At 70.1% G+C, this 16,120-nt stretch carries 13 protein-coding genes; 9 read left to right on the top strand and 4 right to left on the bottom strand.

Going from position 1 to position 16,120, the window contains the following annotated elements:
* Window positions 1-118: 118 nt before the first annotated feature.
* Together ACE37J_RS20820 and ACE37J_RS20815 are read right to left on the bottom strand one after the other, a co-directional pair.
* A complete protein-coding gene (locus ACE37J_RS20820; RefSeq protein WP_409715366.1) occupies window positions 119-1,411 on the bottom strand; it encodes a flavin monoamine oxidase family protein in 1,293 nt (430 codons plus the stop codon).
* A 35-nt stretch (window positions 1,412-1,446) separates the two neighbouring features.
* On the bottom strand, window positions 1,447-2,196 hold the full coding sequence (locus tag ACE37J_RS20815; protein ID WP_409715363.1) for a cupin domain-containing protein: 750 nt from the start codon (window positions 2,194-2,196) through the stop codon (window positions 1,447-1,449).
* Between the two features lie 323 nt (window positions 2,197-2,519).
* On the opposite strand from ACE37J_RS20815, the gene ACE37J_RS20810 reads away from it, so the two are divergent.
* From ACE37J_RS20810 to ACE37J_RS20770, 9 genes are all read left to right on the top strand, one after another.
* Window positions 2,520-3,644, top strand: coding sequence for a PotD/PotF family extracellular solute-binding protein (locus ACE37J_RS20810; protein WP_409715360.1), 1,125 nt, complete (start codon window positions 2,520-2,522; stop codon window positions 3,642-3,644).
* Between the two features lie 60 nt (window positions 3,645-3,704).
* Complete coding sequence (locus ACE37J_RS20805) at window positions 3,705-4,613, top strand: ABC transporter permease (RefSeq protein ID WP_409715496.1); 909 nt, start codon at window positions 3,705-3,707, stop codon at window positions 4,611-4,613.
* Window positions 4,610-5,449 (top strand): ABC transporter permease, encoded by an 840-nt coding sequence (locus ACE37J_RS20800; RefSeq protein WP_409715357.1) that lies wholly within the window; start codon window positions 4,610-4,612, stop codon window positions 5,447-5,449. The genes ACE37J_RS20805 and ACE37J_RS20800 overlap by 4 nt, the downstream gene beginning before the upstream one ends.
* Window positions 5,446-6,555 (top strand): ABC transporter ATP-binding protein, encoded by a 1,110-nt coding sequence (locus ACE37J_RS20795; protein ID WP_409715354.1) that lies wholly within the window; start codon window positions 5,446-5,448, stop codon window positions 6,553-6,555. The genes ACE37J_RS20800 and ACE37J_RS20795 overlap by 4 nt, the downstream gene beginning before the upstream one ends.
* The gene (locus ACE37J_RS20790) at window positions 6,552-7,241 is read left to right on the top strand and encodes a TetR family transcriptional regulator C-terminal domain-containing protein (RefSeq protein ID WP_409715351.1); all 690 of its coding nucleotides are present in this window, start codon (window positions 6,552-6,554) and stop codon (window positions 7,239-7,241) included. Before ACE37J_RS20795 ends, ACE37J_RS20790 begins: the two co-directional genes overlap by 4 nt.
* Window positions 7,238-8,629: a flavin monoamine oxidase family protein gene (locus ACE37J_RS20785; RefSeq protein WP_409715348.1), complete on the top strand. Its 1,392-nt coding sequence runs from the start codon at window positions 7,238-7,240 to the stop codon at window positions 8,627-8,629. Before ACE37J_RS20790 ends, ACE37J_RS20785 begins: the two co-directional genes overlap by 4 nt.
* Complete coding sequence (locus ACE37J_RS20780; protein WP_409715345.1) at window positions 8,626-10,725, top strand: NAD(P)-binding protein; 2,100 nt, start codon at window positions 8,626-8,628, stop codon at window positions 10,723-10,725. Before ACE37J_RS20785 ends, ACE37J_RS20780 begins: the two co-directional genes overlap by 4 nt.
* Before the next feature lie 111 nt (window positions 10,726-10,836).
* Window positions 10,837-13,395, top strand: a complete 2,559-nt coding sequence (locus ACE37J_RS20775) for an FAD-dependent oxidoreductase (protein WP_409715342.1) — start codon at window positions 10,837-10,839, stop codon at window positions 13,393-13,395.
* A gap of 3 nt (window positions 13,396-13,398) precedes the next feature.
* Entirely contained in the window at window positions 13,399-14,697 is a 1,299-nt protein-coding gene (locus ACE37J_RS20770) for an NAD(P)/FAD-dependent oxidoreductase (RefSeq protein WP_409715338.1), read from the top strand.
* On the opposite strand, the gene ACE37J_RS20765 is transcribed toward ACE37J_RS20770, so the two are convergent.
* Window positions 14,694-15,194, bottom strand: coding sequence for a hypothetical protein (locus ACE37J_RS20765; RefSeq protein WP_409715335.1), 501 nt, complete (start codon window positions 15,192-15,194; stop codon window positions 14,694-14,696). The two genes, ACE37J_RS20770 and ACE37J_RS20765, sit on opposite strands and share 4 nt — an antisense overlap.
* 10 nt (window positions 15,195-15,204) lie before the next feature.
* On the bottom strand, window positions 15,205-16,119 hold the full coding sequence (locus ACE37J_RS20760) for a nucleoside hydrolase (protein WP_409715332.1): 915 nt from the start codon (window positions 16,117-16,119) through the stop codon (window positions 15,205-15,207).
* Window position 16,120: the final 1 nt, after the last annotated feature.

Here is a 16,120-nt window from a genome sequence, read left to right as displayed (position 1 = left end):
CGCCCTCGCGAGGGAATTTCCATTTTCGTCATTAAATCATATACTTGAGCCCCCTGCACATCGTGTGCGGGGGTCACGGCTTGGGCCCGGATTTCGCAAAGCGCCGTGACCGGGGCGTTCAGCCGCCCGCCCCGGCGAGCGTCTTCGCCACGCGCCGCGCCGTCCGTTTCCCGCTGTCCCATGCGCCGTTGACGAGGGCGGGATAATCCGTGGCGCAGGCCTCGCCCGCGAAGAATATCCGGTCCGCCAGAGGCGCGGCGAGCGTCTCGCGAACGCCGGCATGGCCGGGCCGGACGCAGGAATAGGCGCCCCTCACGAGCGGGTCATTGGCCCAGTCCGTCCGCACGCCCTTGACGAAATGCTTGCGCGCGTCCGAACCCACGAGCTTGACGAGTTCCTCCAGCGCGAAGTCGACCGCCGCCTCCGGCTTCTCGCGCGAGAGCTCCCAGCCGAGGGCGCCGCCGATGTTCCCGAACAGGTAATCCGCGCCGCAGGGCCAGGCGATGAAATAGCAGGCCCGCATGGGAAGCTCGTCCGGGATCCAGTAGGTGACCCAGTTGTTCTCGCCGAGCCCGAGCCGCCCCCCGTCGAAGAGCAGCGGAACCTTCATCAGCAGGCCCATGGGAACCGCGTCGATCGCCTCCATCCGATCCGCCGGCAGTCCGGGCGTGAAGCGGACGCCCCCGGCGGCGAGAACGCCGGCGGAGACCGTGACGATGCAGGCGCGGGCCCGCAGCGTCCCCTCCGTGGTCTCGACGCTGACGCTCTGGCCGGACCAGTCGATGCCGGTCACGGCCGCGTTCAGCCGTATCGGCAGCCCCTTCGCCTCGCGCGCGACGACGCTGCCCAGTCCCTCCCGGACGAAGGCCGAGGGCTGGTCCGACCTCCCGTTCCAGTCCTCCAGCGTCGATATCCCGTCGAATTCGACGCCGTAATCCATCGGCCCCAGCCAGGCCTGCACCGCGCCGGCCCAGGGAAGGCCCTCCGGCGTCACGTCGCGCGCCGGAATGTCGATCCCCTTCCGGCCGGCCCGGTTCATCGCCTTCGCGATGGCCTTCGCCGCCCTGCCGTAATCCTCGTGGTCCTGCGCCGTCGCGCGGGCGCCGTCGCGGAAGAGATCTGTCTGCGCATGGGTGTGCGAGACGAGCGAGAAGCCGCGCTTCCGGGCGATCTTGCCGACGCTGTTGCGGTCGAGCCCCGAAAGCCAGGAACAGCCCATGTCCACCGGCGTCCCGAGAGCGTCATGGTCCGTCCAGGCGCGGCCGCCCACGCGCGCCGCGGCCTCGAGCGCGATGACCGAAAGCCCCTCCTTCTTCAGGCGCTTCGTCGCCGCGATCCCGGCGGCGCCGGCGCCGATCACGATCACATCGGGATTCGTCGGAAAGTTCGAGGACAGCTTGGGCGCATTCATGGGAGACCGCCGGCAGGAGGGATCGGACGACGCGATCAGGGATATACCGTCGCGAAGAATTTCCGGATGTAGCGCGGCACATGCCAGCTGCACATCGCGCCCTTCGGCACGAAGAACACGTCGCCGGGCAGAAAGGTCTGCTCGACCCCGCCCGGCTCCCTGATCGTGACCTCGCCATCCGCCATGACGCACAATTCATGGCAGGGGAAGGGAGACATCGCCTCGCCGTCGAAAGCCCGGCAATCCCAGAGGCCGACAGTCATCGTGCCCGCGTCGTTCCGGAAGAAGATCCTCTCCCGCTCCAGCGCGCCGCTTCCCGTGCTCTCGGATTCCGGCAGGATGTCGTCGTCGGAAAGCGCCTCCGCCGGGTCGATGACGATGAAGCCGCCCTCGGCGGTCGCGATCTCCGGCGCCGCGGCGCGGGGGGCGAGGAGCGTGAGGAAGAACTTCCTGAGATAGCCGTCCTGCTTCCAGCTCATCGGCGCGCCGTTGCGGAAGGCCGCCATCTCGCCGGCCTTCGCCTGCAGCGCCCCGCCCGCGCCGTCGACCATGCTGAACGCGCCGTCCAGCACCAGAACGAACTCGTCGCCGGGATAGGGGCCGAACGCCTCCTGCATCCGGGTCGAATCCCATACGCCGACATTGAGCCCGATCTCCGGGTCGCTGAAACAGATCTGAAGGTTCTGCCGCAGCGGCGGCGACTGAAAGTCGACCGGGTCGATTCCGATGGGCTTCAGGCCAGCTCCGTTCGGGGCGAGGCGGACAATCCGGGGCGATCCGGCCATCATGGTCTCCTGTTCCTGTCGTCCGCGGGCGCCGGACGGCGATCGCGCCGCGAATCGCCGCCCGCCATCCGGACGCGACGCATACGACGACTGAACAAGCGTTCAGTCAACAGCGCGATGACATGCGGCTGCGCAGATCTTCAGCACAACGGGTGCGTTCAGGCCAACGCTTCGGCATACCGCCCCCTCGCTGACAAAAAGATTGACAACCCCTTAATCACTGAACGAGCATTCATTCAAAGCGCCGGGCCTCGACGCCCGCCCGGATGCGCCGCGACAAGACGCAAGAGGCGTCCCCGATGCGCCAATGAAGGAGGCAGTCCATGGACGTGCTCGACCAGCTACACGCCGTGCGGAGCGGAACCCTTTCTCGCAGGGCCTTCGCCAGGGGGCTGCTCAGCCTCGGAATCGGAACCGTGGCGATCCAGGCGGCGCCGCGTGCGGCGCTGGCGCAGGGCGGAGATCACGCCGCCGTCTTCACCTGGGGCGGCTTCGACATCGAGGAGCTTTACGGCTCCTATGTCGCGAAGAACGGCGCGCTCCCCGAATTCGTCGTCTTCGGAGGCTCGGAAGATGCGCTGACCCGGATGCGCGGCGGCTTCGTCGTGGACATCGTCCACCCCTGCCTGACGGACACGCCGCGCTGGATCGACACCGGGCTCTTCCAGCCGATAGACCCGTCGAGGCTCGCGAACTGGGGCGACGTGATGCCCGGCCTCTACCAGAGAGAGGGCAACGACGCCGGGGAAGGAAAGGTCTGGATGGCGCCGTTCGACTGGGGCGGCACGTCCGTCACCTACCGGACGGATCTCTACGAGCCGGAGGGCGAGGAAAGCTGGGACATTCTCTGGGACGAGCGCATCGCCGGCAGGATCGGCATGCTCGCCTCGGGCGGGGATTCGTGGTGGTGCGCGGCGATCAAGGCGGGCGTGCCGTTCACGGAGATCCACACGGAAGAGGCGTTCGAGGCGATCTCCGCCGTCCTCCGCGCGCAGCGCCCGCTCGTCCGCGTCTACACCGACGACACGACGACGCTCGAACAGGCGCTCGCCTCGGGCGAGATGGCGGCGGCGATGACATGGAACAGCTCCGCCGTGCTGCTGCAATCCGAGGGCGTGCCGGTCCGCTTCGCGCAGCCCCGCGAAGGGCAGCTGACCTGGATCTGCGGCTTCATGATGCATCGCGACGCCCCGAATCCGGACCGCGCCTATGAGGCGCTCGACGCGCTGCTGAGCGTCGAGTCAGGCCAGTTCATGATCGAGAGCTACGGCTACGGGCATTCCAACGCCCGCGCCTTCGAGACGTTCGACGGGGAGACGCTCGCCTCCCTCGGGTTGAGCAGCAACCCCGAGGAAATCCTTACGGCGGGCCATTTCGGCGTCCCGCAGACCCAGGAATGGGAGAGCCGGATGAACGAGACCTTCGAGCTGATCAAGGCGGGGTTCTGACGTCATGCGGCCCGGCGCCGATCGGGACGACGCCGCAGGGGCGCGTCCGCCGGCATGGCGATGACGGAGACGGCGATCCTTCGGGCGCCGGCCACGGGGCGCCCCGCGCGCCGCGGCTTCGGCCGGACGGCCCGCGGCTTCGCGCTGATGTCGCCCACGCTGCTGTTCCTTCTTGTCGGCGTGGCCGTCCCGTTCTTCGTGCTTCTGCTCATCAGCTTCTGGACGCGGGACGGTTTCGGCTTCGACACCACGCCGACCCTCGCGAACTACCTGAGAGTCTGGAACGAGCCGATCTTCGGCGCCTTCCTGTCCCGTTCGCTCTGGATATCCGGCGTGGTTACGGTCGTTACCGTCCTCCTCTGCTATCCGATGGCGTATTACGTGGCCTTTCACGTGCATCGCCACAAGATGCTGTGGATCATCCTGATGACCCTGCCGTTCTGGACGAGCTATCTCCTCCGGATCTTCGCGTGGAAGGTGATCCTCGGCTACGAGGGGGTCATCAACGCCTCGCTTCTCTCGCTCGGATGGATCGCGGCGCCGCTGGAATTCCTGCTCTACTCGCCGACCGCGGTGATCGTGACGCTCGCCCACGCCTGGGCGGCCTTCGCGATCCTTCCGCTTTACGTGTCGCTGGAGAAGATCGACCGCTCGCTGCTGGAGGCGGCCGCCGATCTCGGTGACGGGCCGGCGCGGCGCTTCTTCAGGATCACCCTCCCCCTCTCGATGCCGGGGGTGCTCTCGGCCTTCTTCCTGATCTTCATCCCGACGACGGGCGACTACATCACCCCGGCGCTTCTCGGCGGGCCGGACGGCGCGATGATCGGCAACCTCATCCAGTTGCAGTTCGGGGCCGTGAACAACTGGCCCATGGGCGCCGCCCTCTCGATCGTGCTGACCCTGTGGATCGCGGCGATCGGGCTGGTGTTCCTCGTCCTCTCCCGCATCCTCGCGGAGCGGGCGGCGTGAGCGGGGGGACCTACATCAACCGGCCGAACCGGGCCCTGACGGCCTATGCGCTCGTCTTCCTGACGGTCCTCTATCTGCCGGTCCTTGCGCTGCCGCTCTTCAGCTTCAACGAGTCGATCTATGTCCGCTTCCCGCTGCAGGGCTTCACCCTGCAATGGTATGCCGGTCTCTGGAGCCGGGATTCCGTCCTCGCGGCGCTCTGGAACAGCGTGCGCGTGGGCGTCTGCGTCTCGCTGCTCGCGACGGCGCTGGGGCTCCTGGCGGCGCGCGCCATCACCCTGCGCCGGCTGCCCGGGCAGAGCGCGATCATCGCCTTCGCCATGCTGCCGCTGGTCATCCCCGGCATCATCTTCGGCGTCGCGCTTCTGATCCTCTTCAGCCGGATCGGCGTGCCCCTGTCGCTCGTCACGGTGGGCTTCGGCCATCTCGTCATCTGCCTGCCCTTCGCGGTCGCGACCCTCCTGCCGCGGTTCGAGGGGTTCGACCGCTCGATCGAGGAGGCCTCCGCCGATCTCGGGGAGAACGGCTGGTGGACCTTCTGGCGCGTCACCTTTCCGATGGTCCTGCCCCGGATTGTCGCGAGCCTTCTCCTGACCTTCACGATCTCCTTCGACGAATTCATAATGACCTTCTTCCTGTCCGGATCCGACGCGACGCTGCCGATCTACATCTGGTCGCAGCTTCGCTTCCCGCGGGAATTCCCGTCGGTGCTGGCGCTCTCGACGCTGATCCTCGCCGTGTCCTTCCTGCTGGTGTTCGCAGCCCTCTGGATCGGCCGGATCGGGCTCGCGCGGCCCGAAGACGCCGAAGCGCGAAAAAAGGGTGCGGCCCGATGACGCCCGGCAATGGCTTCATATCCATCCGCAATGTCGCGAAATCCTATGGCGCGTTCCGCGCCATCGAGAACATCTCGATGGACATCGGCAAGGGCGAGTTCTTCTCGCTCCTCGGCGCGTCGGGCTGCGGAAAGACGACGCTCCTGCGGATGCTCGCCGGCTTCGAGGATGTCTCGGGCGGCGAGATCTGGATCGACGGGCAGGAGATGTCCGCCGTTCCGCCCTTCCGGCGCCCGGTCAACATGGTCTTCCAGAACTACGCGATCTTTCCGCACATGAACGTGGCGGACAATGTGGGCTACGGGCTTCGCAAGCTGAAGCTCCCGCAGGCGCGACGGCGGGAGATGGTCGATGAAATGCTCGACCTGATGCGCCTCGCCGGCTATGGCGGCCGCAAGGCGAACGAGCTTTCCGGCGGCCAGCGGCAGCGCGTCGCGCTGGCGCGCGCGCTCATACTCAAGCCGAAGGTGCTGTTGCTCGACGAGCCGCTCGGCGCGCTCGACAGGCAGCTGCGCGAGCAGATGCAGGTGGAGCTCCGGCGGCTCCAGCGCTCCATCGGCATCACCTTCGTCTTCGTCACCCACGATCAGGAGGAGGCGCTCACCCTATCCGACCGCATCGCGGTGATGGATGGCGGCGACGTCCTGCAGGTCGGGTCGCCCGCCGATCTCTACGAGCGACCGGCGTCGCGCGCGGTTGCGAGCTTCATCGGAAACATGAACTTCCTCCGGGCCCGCGTCACGGACAGGGCGAACGGATGCGCCCATCTCGATGTCGAGGCCCTCGGCCGGCTGGCCCTCCCGGCCGGGGCGACAAGCCTTGCGACCGGGTCGCCGGCCTGGGTCGCGATCCGGCCGGAGCGGTTCATGCTCAGCGAGACGCCGCCCGCAGACGGGTCCCCCGCCGTGGAGGCGTCTCTGGAGTTGACCACCTATCTCGGCGAGAGATGTCGCCATATCGTGCGCCTTGCGGGGCATGAGGCGCGCATCGCGGTTTCGGAGCCCAACGCGCGCAGCTACCGCCCCGACCCGCCGGACCGGGCGAAGCCCCTCTGGCTCACATGGTCGGAGGATGCGGTGATCGTGCTGGAAGGAGACCGGACTTGACCCTGACCACGCATGAATCCGTCGAGCCCGAAACGCCGGAAGAGCGTCGCCCCCGCACCGCCCCGAAAGAGGTGCGCCGGACGCAACTGATCGAGGCCACCATAGACTGCATCGCCGAGCGCGGGATTTCCGGCACGACGATGGCTCAGGTGACCCGGCGCGCGGGGCTGTCGGTCGGCATCGTCAGCCTGCATTTCGAGAGCAAGGACAACCTTCTGACCTCGACCCTCGTGCATCTGTCCGAGCAGGTTCGCGCGACCTGGGCCGAAATCGCCGCCGCCCCCGATCTCCCTCCGGCGGAAAAGCTCCGGCGGATCGCCCTCGCGAGCTTCGACCCCGCGATCTTCAACCCGAAGACCATCGCCGTCTGGTTCGCCTTCTTCGGCGAGGCCGAGTATCGCCGGTTCTACCGGAAGATGGTGGAAAGCTACGATGACGAACGCGGCGATGTGCTCCAGGCGCTTTGCGCCGACCTGACCGGCGGCGCGGCGGGCGACGCGCGCGACCCTTCGGTCGTGACCAACGCCATCGAATGCTTCAGCGACGGCCTCTGGCTCAACGCCATCGTCTATCCGGACGAGTTCACGCGCGATTATTGCGTCGCGCAGTTGGAGGGGTTTCTGGCGACCCAATTTCCCGGCTGCTTCGCTCCGCCGGCGCCGGTCGCGGAAGGCCCCGCCGCATGAGCCGCGCCCGCCTCGACCGCCGCGCCTTTCTGGCGACGGCCGCCGCAAGCGCGGCCCTCCCCCGCATGGCCTGGGCGGCCCCGACGAACCCCGAGGTCGTCGTAATCGGCGCGGGGGCCGCGGGCATCGCGGCGGCGCGGCGGCTGATCGCCGACGGCCGCTCGGTTCTCGTGATCGAGGCGGCGGGCCGGATCGGCGGGCGCGCCTACACGGAGAGCGAGACGTTCGGCTTCCCCTATGATCACGGCGCCGCCTGGCTGCAGGGGCCGAACGGCCTGCCGCTGGTCGAGGCCGCGCGCGCCGGCGGCTTCACGCTGGTGGACCATGACGACGCCGGCGAGGCGTTCTTCGTCGGCGGCCGGCGCGCGACCGATGCGGAATGGGCGCAATACGGCCTCGCCAATGACCGGATCGAGGCGGCGCTCTACGGCGCGCCCGACGTCTCCGCCGCGAGCCGGCTGCCCGCGAATCTGCCGATGTCGGCCACGGCCCAGAGCTGGATGGCGCCGATGGATTTCGGGGTGGACTTCGCGGACCTCTCCCTCGGCGACGTGAACGCCTACGGAAGCTACGCCTACAACTACCTGATCCGGGAGGGCCTCGGCGCCCTCGTCGCCGGTCTCGGCGCCGACCTGCCGATCCTGACGGGCGTCGCCGCCCGCCGGGTGGACTGGAGCGGCCCCGGCGTCCGGGTCGAGACCGACCGGGGCGCGATTTCCGCCGACGCCTGCATCGTAACCGTCTCGACCGGGGTGCTGGCCGCGGGCGGCCTGCGCTTCTTCCCCGATCTTCCGGCGGATCAGGCCGAGGCGATCCACGATGTCCCGATGGGGCTCCTCCTGAAGATCGCCCTGCAGTTCGACGGCGAACGCTTCGGCCTGAAGGAGAACGATTTCCTCACCTACGCCGTGCCGGAAGAGGTTCCCGCAAGCGCCGCCTATTTCCTGACCTGGCCCACGGGCTCCGACCTCGCGGTCGGCTTCGCCGGCGGCGCCTTCGGCTGGGAGCTGAGCCGCGCGGGCGAGGCGGCGGCCGTCGATTTCGCGCTCGGGGAGTTCGCGGGCATGGTCGGCTCCTCCGCGCGGCGGCGCTTCGTGAAGGGCTCCATGTCCGGCTGGGCGGACAATCCGCTGACCCTCGGCGCCTATTCCGCCGCCCGGCCGGGCCGCCATGCGGCGCGCGCGGCGATGGGCCGGCCGCTCGCCGGCCGGGTGTTCTTCGCCGGCGAGGCGCTCTCGGCGCGCTACCCCGCGCTCGTCTCCGGCGCCTGGCTCTCGGGGCGGGAGACGGCCGGCGCCGTCGTCGCCGCCCTCGGCGGGCCGCAGGCCTGCGCGTCCTGCGACGCGCGCGGCGTCTCGCGCGAAAAGCTGCTCGAGGCTCTGAAATGAACAGGCCGGCCCGCCCAGCGGACCTCGGGGCCGTCCGCGATCCGCGCTACGACATCCTGTTCGAGCCGGTGAGGATCGGCCCCGTCACGACGAAGAACCGGTTCTACCAGGTCCCCCATTGCAACGGCATGGGCCATCTCTACCCCTCCTCGATGACCGAGATGCGGGCGGTGAAGGCCGAGGGCGGCTGGGGCGTCGTCTGCACGGAACAGGTGGAGATCCATCACAGCGCCGAACTCGCCCCCGTGATCGAGGGGCGCCTCTGGGATGACGCCGACATTCCCGTCTTCCGCAGGATGACCGACCGGATTCACGAGCACGGCGCCCTCGCCGGGATCGAGCCCTGCTATGACGGCATGACGACCCCCAACCGCTTCAGCCGGGAAATCCCGTTGGGGCCGAGCGACGGCCCGGTCAGCTATCTCGATCCGGTCCAGGCCCGCGCGATGGACAGGGAGGACATCCGCAACCTCCGCCGCTGGTATGTTCAGGCTGCGAAGCGGGCGCGGGAGGCCGGGTTCGACATCGTCTATGTCTACGCCGGGCACGACCTCAGCGCGCTCTCGCACTTCCTGTCGCGCCGCCGGAACCGCAGGAGCGACGAATACGGCGGCAGCCTCGAGAACCGCGCCCGGCTGCTGCGCGAGGTGCTGACCGAGACGAAGGAGGCGGTGGGCGACACCTGCGCGGTCGCGCTCCGTTTCGGCGTCGAGGAACTGCTCGGGGAGGCCGGCCTCAGCGCCGGGGGCGAGGGGCGCGACGTGGTCGAGATGCTGGCCGAAATCCCGGACCTCTGGGACGTGAACCTGAGCGACTGGACCAATGACAGCATGACCTCCCGCTTCGCGCCGAGCGGGTTTCAGGACAGCTACGTCTCCTTCGTGAAGTCGGTGACGTCGAAACCGGTCGTCGGCGTCGGGCGCTACACCTCGCCCGACGCGATGGTCTCGCTCATCCGCTCCGGCGCGCTGGACCTGATCGGCGCGGCCCGGCCGTCGATCGCCGATCCCTTCCTGCCGCGGAAGGTCGAGGAAGGCCGGATCGAGGACATTCGCGAATGCATCGGCTGCAACATCTGCGTCACGGCGGATTTCCTCGCCACGCCGATGCGCTGCACGCAGAACCCGACGATGGGCGAGGAATGGCGCAAGGGCTGGCACCCGGAGCGCATTGCGCCGAGACATGCCGGGGAGACGGTCCTGATCGTCGGCGCCGGGCCTTCCGGGCTGGAGGCCGCGCGCGCCCTCGGCCAGCGCGGCTATGGCGTGACCCTGGCCGAGGCGGGCAAGGCCCTCGGCGGGCGCGTCCTTCGCGAGGCGACGAGCCTGCCCGGCCTGATGGAATGGAAGCGCGTGGCCGATTACCGCGAATACCAGATCGGCAGGATGGCCAATGTCGAAACCTATCTCGAAAGCCGCCTGACCGCGGAACAGGTGCTGGAATTCGGCGCCGATCACGTCGTCGTCGCCACGGGGTCGCTCTGGTGCGACAGCGGCATGGGGCGCGCGCTCCCTGCGCCGATCCCGCGCGATCCCGGCGCCGTCATCCTCACGCCCGACGCGATCATGGGCGGAGCGCGGCCCGAAGGGCCCGTCGTCCTCTTCGATGACGATCACTACTACATGGGCGGCCTCCTGGCGGAGAAGCTGCGCGCCGCGGGCCTCGACGTGACGCTGGTCACCCCCGCCGCCGATGTCTCGCATTTCACCCACAACACCCTCGAACAGGAGCGCATTCAGGCCCGGTTGATGGAGATGGGCGTCCGCATCGCCCCTCACCTGACCGTCGTCCGCGTCGGGGCCGGCTCCGTCGCCGCCGCCTGCACCTTCACCGGGCGCGAGCGGGACTTCCCCTGCGCCGCCTTCGTGCCGGTGACGATGCGGCGCCCGGTCGACGATCTCTTCCAAGACCTGCGCCGCCTGATCGCCGCAGGGGCCGACGCTCCCGCCTCCCTGACCCGGATCGGCGACTGCCTCGCGCCCGGCACCATCGCCGCCGCGGTCTATGCCGGCCACCGCTTCGCCCGCGAGCTTGGCGAGCCGCGAGGCGACTCCGTCCCGTTCAGGCGGGAACTGCCTTCGCTGGTCGCCGGGTGAGCGATTGATGGCGCCTGCGCTCATCCCGCTCGGCCGGCGCAAGGACCAAACCGCGCATCGCGGCGCGCGCGCCTGCCGCCGCCTGCCGCATCGCCTTCCGGGAGCCTGAAGATGCCTGTCGATCCCCGCTACGCCCCGCTCTTCGAGCCCCTGAGGATCGGGCCGGTCACGACGCGGAACCGCTTCTACCAGGTGCCCCATTGCACCGGCATGGGCTATCTGCGCCCCAACACGCTCGCCCATATGCGCCGCATGAAGGCCGAGGGCGGCTGGGGCGTGATCTGCACCGAGTACAACTCGATCCATCCGAGCTCGGACGATCTGCCCCATGTCTCCGCTTCGCTGTGGGATGACAGCGACATCCGCGCGCATTCCGCGATGACCGACATGGTCCACGAATACGGGTCGCTCGCCGGGGCCGAGCTCTGGTATTCCGGCGCCCGCTCCGCCAACCTGATGACGCGGCTGCCCCCGATGGACGTGGCCAGCCTCCCCAACCTCGCCGGCATGCCGTTCCAGACCCGGGCGATGGACAGGACCGACATCGCGAACTTCCGCCGCTGGCACCGGAAGGCGGCGCTCCGCGCGCGGGAGGCGGGGTTCGACATCGTCTATGTCTACGCGACGCACGGCTACCTCGTCGCCAACTTCCTCGACCCGCGCATGAACACGCGGTCCGACGAATACGGCGGCAGCCTCGAAAACCGCGTTCGCCTCGTCCGCGAGCTGATCGCCGACACGAAGGACGCGGTGGGGGACCGCTGCGCCGTCGCCGTCCGCTTCAAGGCCGACGAGACCATAGGGGAGGACGGCGAACCCGTCGAAGGCGAGCGGCGCGAGATGTTCGCGATGCTGGCCGAGCTGCCGGACCTCTGGGACATCAACATCGCAGACTACACGCTCGAAATGGGCGTCAGCCGCTTCACGAAGGAGGCGGCGCTGGAGCCCTACATGCACTGGGTGAGGTCAGTCACGACGAAGCCCGTGGTCACCGTCGGCCGCTTCACCTCGCCCGACACGATGGCGGGGCAGCTCCGCCGCGGCGTGACCGACCTGATCGGGGCCGCGCGGCCCTCCATCGCCGATCCCTTCCTCCCGAAGAAGATCGAGGAGGGGCGCTTCGAGGATATCCGCGAGTGCATCGGCTGCAACATCTGCTATTCGGGCGACAGCACGGGCACGCCGATCCGCTGCACGCAGAACCCGACGATGGGCGAGGAATGGCGCAAGGGCTGGCATCCGGAGCGGGCGAAGCCCGCCTCGTCCGGCGCCTCCGTCCTGATCGTCGGCGCGGGGCCCGCGGGGCTGGAGGCGGCCCGCACCCTCGGCCTCCGCGGCTATTCCGTCCTTCTGGCCGAGGCCGGGCGCGAGCTCGGCGGCCGGGTGGCGCGGGAGGCGAGGCTCCCGGGCATGAGCGAATACATCCGCGTGCGCGATTACCGCGAACAGCAGCTCCTGAAGATGCCGAATGTGGAGGTGTTCCGCGAAAGCCGGATGACCGCCGAAAGCATCCTGGAGGTCGGCGCGGACCATGTGGCCATCGCCACCGGGGCGACCTGGCGGCGCGACGTCTTCGACGGCAAGACCTATGTCGACATCGCCTCCGGCGGCGCGGCCGTCTTCACGCCCGACGACATCATGGAGGGGCGCCTGCCCGAAGGGCCGGCCGTCGTCTTCGACGGGGACAATTACTACATGGCCGGCGTGATCGCCGAGGCGGTGGCGCGAACCGGCGTCCCGGTCACCTATGTGACCGAGGAAGACAGCGTCTCGGCCTGGGCCGGCAAGACCTCCGAACGCTGGCGCATCCGCACCCACCTCCAGTCCCTCGGCGTCGGGATCGTGACGGCGCACAGCTTCACCGGCTTCGACGGCAGGGCGGCGACGCTCGAATGCGTCTATTCCGGGGGCGAGCGCGTGATCGAAGCCGCCGCCGCCGTCCTCGTCACGCAGCGCGCGCCGAACGACGACCTCCACCGCGACCTTCTGGCGACGGTCGGGGGCGACGCCTCCCGCCTCCCCTTCACGCTGACGCGGATCGGCGACGCCGAGGCGCCGGCGATCATTGCGGCGGCGGTCTATGCGGGTCACAGATATGCGCAGGAGCTTGAGGAGATCGTCGACATCGACCAGCCGATGAAGCACGACCGGCCCGATATCGGCGCCAGCCTTCCGGCCCGGACGGGCGGGGCGGAGCCCGCCGGCTATTTCGAAACGCTCACCGCCTATTTCGAGGAGGAGATCAGCGGAGAGGCCTGGTACGCCGCCCTCGCCGGCCTCTTCGAAGGCGAGCGGGCCGCGAAGCTGCGGCTGCTGGCCGAAGTGGAGCGCCACACCGCCGGGATCGTCCGCCCGCTGATGGAGAAACATGGCCTCCCGTGCAGAGATGCCGCCGACTTGCAGGCCGAGGGGCGGGCGGAGGCCGCGCGCTGGGCGAACGACTGGGACGGGCTTCTCGCCTATATGCGCCGCACCTTCCCCGCCTACATTCCGCTCTTCAGGCGGCTCGAAGAGATGGGCCCGCCGGCTGACCGCCCCGCGCTTCGCCGCATGACCGAGCACGAGGAGGCAGCCATCGCCTTTCTGGAGCGTGAGGCCGAAGGCCGGGCCGACAGCGCCGCGCCGCTCGAAGCCTTCCTCGCCGTTCCGGCCGTTCCGAAAGCCGCCTGAGCCATGCCCCCGATCCCGCACGAGCGCGACGCCCTCTCCGCAAGCCTCTGGTCCGACACCGCGAACCCGGCGCCGGCCCGCCCCGCGCTGGCGGAGGCCGTCGAGGCGGATTGCGTGGTGATCGGCGCGGGCTTCACCGGGCTCTCCGCCGCGCTCCACATCGCGGAAGCGGGGCAAAGCGTCGTGCTGCTCGACGCGAGGCAGCCAGGCTGGGGCGCCTCGGGCCGCAATGGCGGGCAGGTCAATCCCGGCCTGAAGGAGGGGCCCGAGGCGCTGGCGCGGAAATTCGGGGCCGATCTCGGCGGCCGCATGGCGCGGCTCTCGGGCGGCGGCGGCGATCTCGTCTTCGACCTGATCGCGAGGCACGACATCGCCTGTAGCGCCGCCCGCCCGGGCTGGGTCCGGGCCGCCCACACCCCGAAGGCGCTCGCCGATCTCAGGGCCGTCGCCGCCGAATGGCGCGCCCTCGCGGCCCCGGTCGACGATCTCGGCGCGGCGGAGGCGGAGCGCCTTCTGGGAACGGGAGATTATCTGGGCGGGATCGTGGACCGGCGGGGCGGCAACCTGCACCCGCTGAACTACGCCCTCGGCCTCGCCGACGCGGCGGAGCGCGCCGGCGCCCGGCTCCACGGAGAGAGCCCGGTGACGGGGATCGAGACGGACGGAGACCGCATCGCGGTGCGGACGCAAGCGGGGCGCGTCACGGCCCGCCGCGCGCTCGTCTGCACCAACGCCTATACCGGAGACCTCGCCGATCCGCTGGGCAGGACGGTCGTGCCCGTCACCTCGGTGCAGGTGGCGACCGCCCCGCTCTCCGGCAATGTCGCCGCGTCGATCCTGCCCGAAGGCCACTCGCCCTCGGACACGCGGCGGCTTCTCCTCTATTTCCGGAAGGACGCCGAGGGGCGCTTCATCATCGGCGGGCGCGGCGCGATGGCGGATCGCGACATCCGCGCGCGCCAGCAGGCGCTGCGCGAGGCCGCGCTCCGGCTCTACCCGCAGCTCGAAGGCGCGGAATGGACCCATGCCTGGGGCGGGAACGTCGCGGTGACGCGCGATCACCTGCCCGGCCTGCATCTCCTCGCGCCGGGGATCATGGCCGGCCTCGGCTACAACGGCCGCGGCGTCGCGATGGCGACGGTGATGGGCAAGGTCCTCGCGCAATGGGCCTGCGGCGCCGACCCCGCGGCGCTGGATTTCCCGGTCACCGCGGCGCGGCCGATCCCCTTTCACCGCTTCCGCCAAGTCGGCGTCGGCGCAACCGTCGCCGCATATCGCCTGCTGGACCGGCTGGGCGTCTAGGGCTCCGCCCCGCAATGCGGCGGCGCGCCCGCGGTCCAGAAGGGCCGGGCGGAGGCGCGCTCTTCCCGGTATCCGCGCCCCGACGGCGCGGGCGAGACGAGCGCCCACCAGCCATGCGCGCATTCGGAGCGCCAGGCCATCTCATCCGCCAGCGTCGCGCCCGCCGTCTCCAGCGCGGCGTCGAGCGCGGAAAGCGCGCCGCGGAGCCGCGCATCCGCCTCCGGCCCCGGAGCGCGCGCGCTTTCGAGGCAGGCGGCGGTGAAAGCCTCCATCTCCGACCGGAGCGCGGGATAACCGGTGAGCGCCCAGGCCTTCATCCATTCCCCGGCGATCGCCGCAACCGCCTCCCCGGCGGGCCCGGTCTGCCGCGCCGCGGTCGTCATCATGTGGCGCAGCAGCTCCGCCCGCGCATGAAGCCGCCGCGCCGCCGCCGCCGCCGCCTTCATCGCTTCGACAGCGGCGCGCGCCTCCGCCGCCATCTCCTCCGCGAGCGTCATCCGCGCCTCCTCATTCCAGCCGGGCGAGCCGCTCCGCGAGGAGCGCGAAGAACCCCGCTCGGTCCATCTCCCCCATCACGAGCGCGTTCGCCGCGCGGCCGAGCCGCCCGTTCCAGTCGATGGTGGTCCGTCCGCGAAGCGCACCGTCCCCCGTCTCGACCTCCACGAAGCAGTCCCGCCCGGAGAAGAGGCCGGGCCTGAGCAGCCAGCCGATCACACACGGGTCGTGGAACGGATGCCGCGCCGCGCCGAGCCCGCCGGGGCGGGGGCGCGTCATCATCGCATGAACCACCGCCCCCGCGCGCCCCGCAGCCGCAAGCGCCGCCAGCTCCTCCGCCTCCGGCACCGCCTTATGCGTCAGGTGCAGCCCGAAAAGCGCGAGCGGAACGCCCGCGCCGAGCACGATGGCGGCCGCATGGGGATCGACCCAGAAATTGAACTCCGCCGCCGGCGTCATGTTGCCGAGGTCGCGCGCGCCGCCCATCACGGCCAGCCGCTCGATCCGTGAAGCGATCTGCGGCGCGAGGCGGAGCGCGAGCGCCAGATTGGTGAGCGGACCGAGCGCGGCGACGGTCAGCGGCCCCGCCTCCGCCGCGCGGATGATGGCCAGCGCCGCCGCCTCCCTCTCCGGCGGGCGCGAGGGCGGCGGCAGGTCCGCCCCGGCGAGCCCGTCCGGCCCGCAGACGAATTCCGCCGTCCCGAGCGGGAAGACCAGCGGCGCCGCCGCCCCCTCATGGACCGGAACATCCGCCCGCCCGGCGAGGTCCAGCACCCGCCGCGCATTCGCCGCCGTCTGCGGCGCCGGCACATTGCCGGCGACCGTCGTCACCGCCACGAGGTCGAATTCGGGCGAGGCGGCGGCGAGGAGGAGCGCCGCGGCGTCATCCTGCCCCGGGTCGCAGTCGATCAGCAGCCGCATCGCCATG

The sequence above is a fragment of the Pikeienuella sp. genome (genome assembly GCF_046290545.1).
Lineage (GTDB): Bacteria > Pseudomonadota > Alphaproteobacteria > Rhodobacterales > Rhodobacteraceae > Pikeienuella.
The sequence above is the reverse complement of the archived record's forward strand: the minus strand, read 5'-3'. Positions and strand labels throughout refer to the sequence as shown.

Bases quoted from the DNA above. Each gene is read 5' to 3' on its own strand.
- ACE37J_RS20820 (WP_409715366.1), bottom strand. From the start codon at position 1,411: ATGAATGCGCCCAAGCTGTCCTCGAACTTTCCGACGAATCCCGATGTG.
- ACE37J_RS20815 (WP_409715363.1), bottom strand. From the start codon at position 2,196: ATGGCCGGATCGCCCCGGATTGTCCGCCTCGCCCCGAACGGAGCTGGC.
- ACE37J_RS20810 (WP_409715360.1), top strand. From the start codon at position 2,520: ATGGACGTGCTCGACCAGCTACACGCCGTGCGGAGCGGAACCCTTTCT.
- ACE37J_RS20805 (WP_409715496.1), top strand. From the start codon at position 3,705: ATGACGGAGACGGCGATCCTTCGGGCGCCGGCCACGGGGCGCCCCGCG.
- ACE37J_RS20795 (WP_409715354.1), top strand. From the start codon at position 5,446: ATGACGCCCGGCAATGGCTTCATATCCATCCGCAATGTCGCGAAATCC.
- ACE37J_RS20785 (WP_409715348.1), top strand. From the start codon at position 7,238: ATGAGCCGCGCCCGCCTCGACCGCCGCGCCTTTCTGGCGACGGCCGCC.
- ACE37J_RS20780 (WP_409715345.1), top strand. From the start codon at position 8,626: ATGAACAGGCCGGCCCGCCCAGCGGACCTCGGGGCCGTCCGCGATCCG.
- ACE37J_RS20775 (WP_409715342.1), top strand. From the start codon at position 10,837: ATGCCTGTCGATCCCCGCTACGCCCCGCTCTTCGAGCCCCTGAGGATC.
- ACE37J_RS20770 (WP_409715338.1), top strand. From the start codon at position 13,399: ATGCCCCCGATCCCGCACGAGCGCGACGCCCTCTCCGCAAGCCTCTGG.
- ACE37J_RS20765 (WP_409715335.1), bottom strand. From the start codon at position 15,194: ATGACGCTCGCGGAGGAGATGGCGGCGGAGGCGCGCGCCGCTGTCGAA.
- ACE37J_RS20760 (WP_409715332.1), bottom strand. From the start codon at position 16,119: ATGGCGATGCGGCTGCTGATCGACTGCGACCCGGGGCAGGATGACGCC.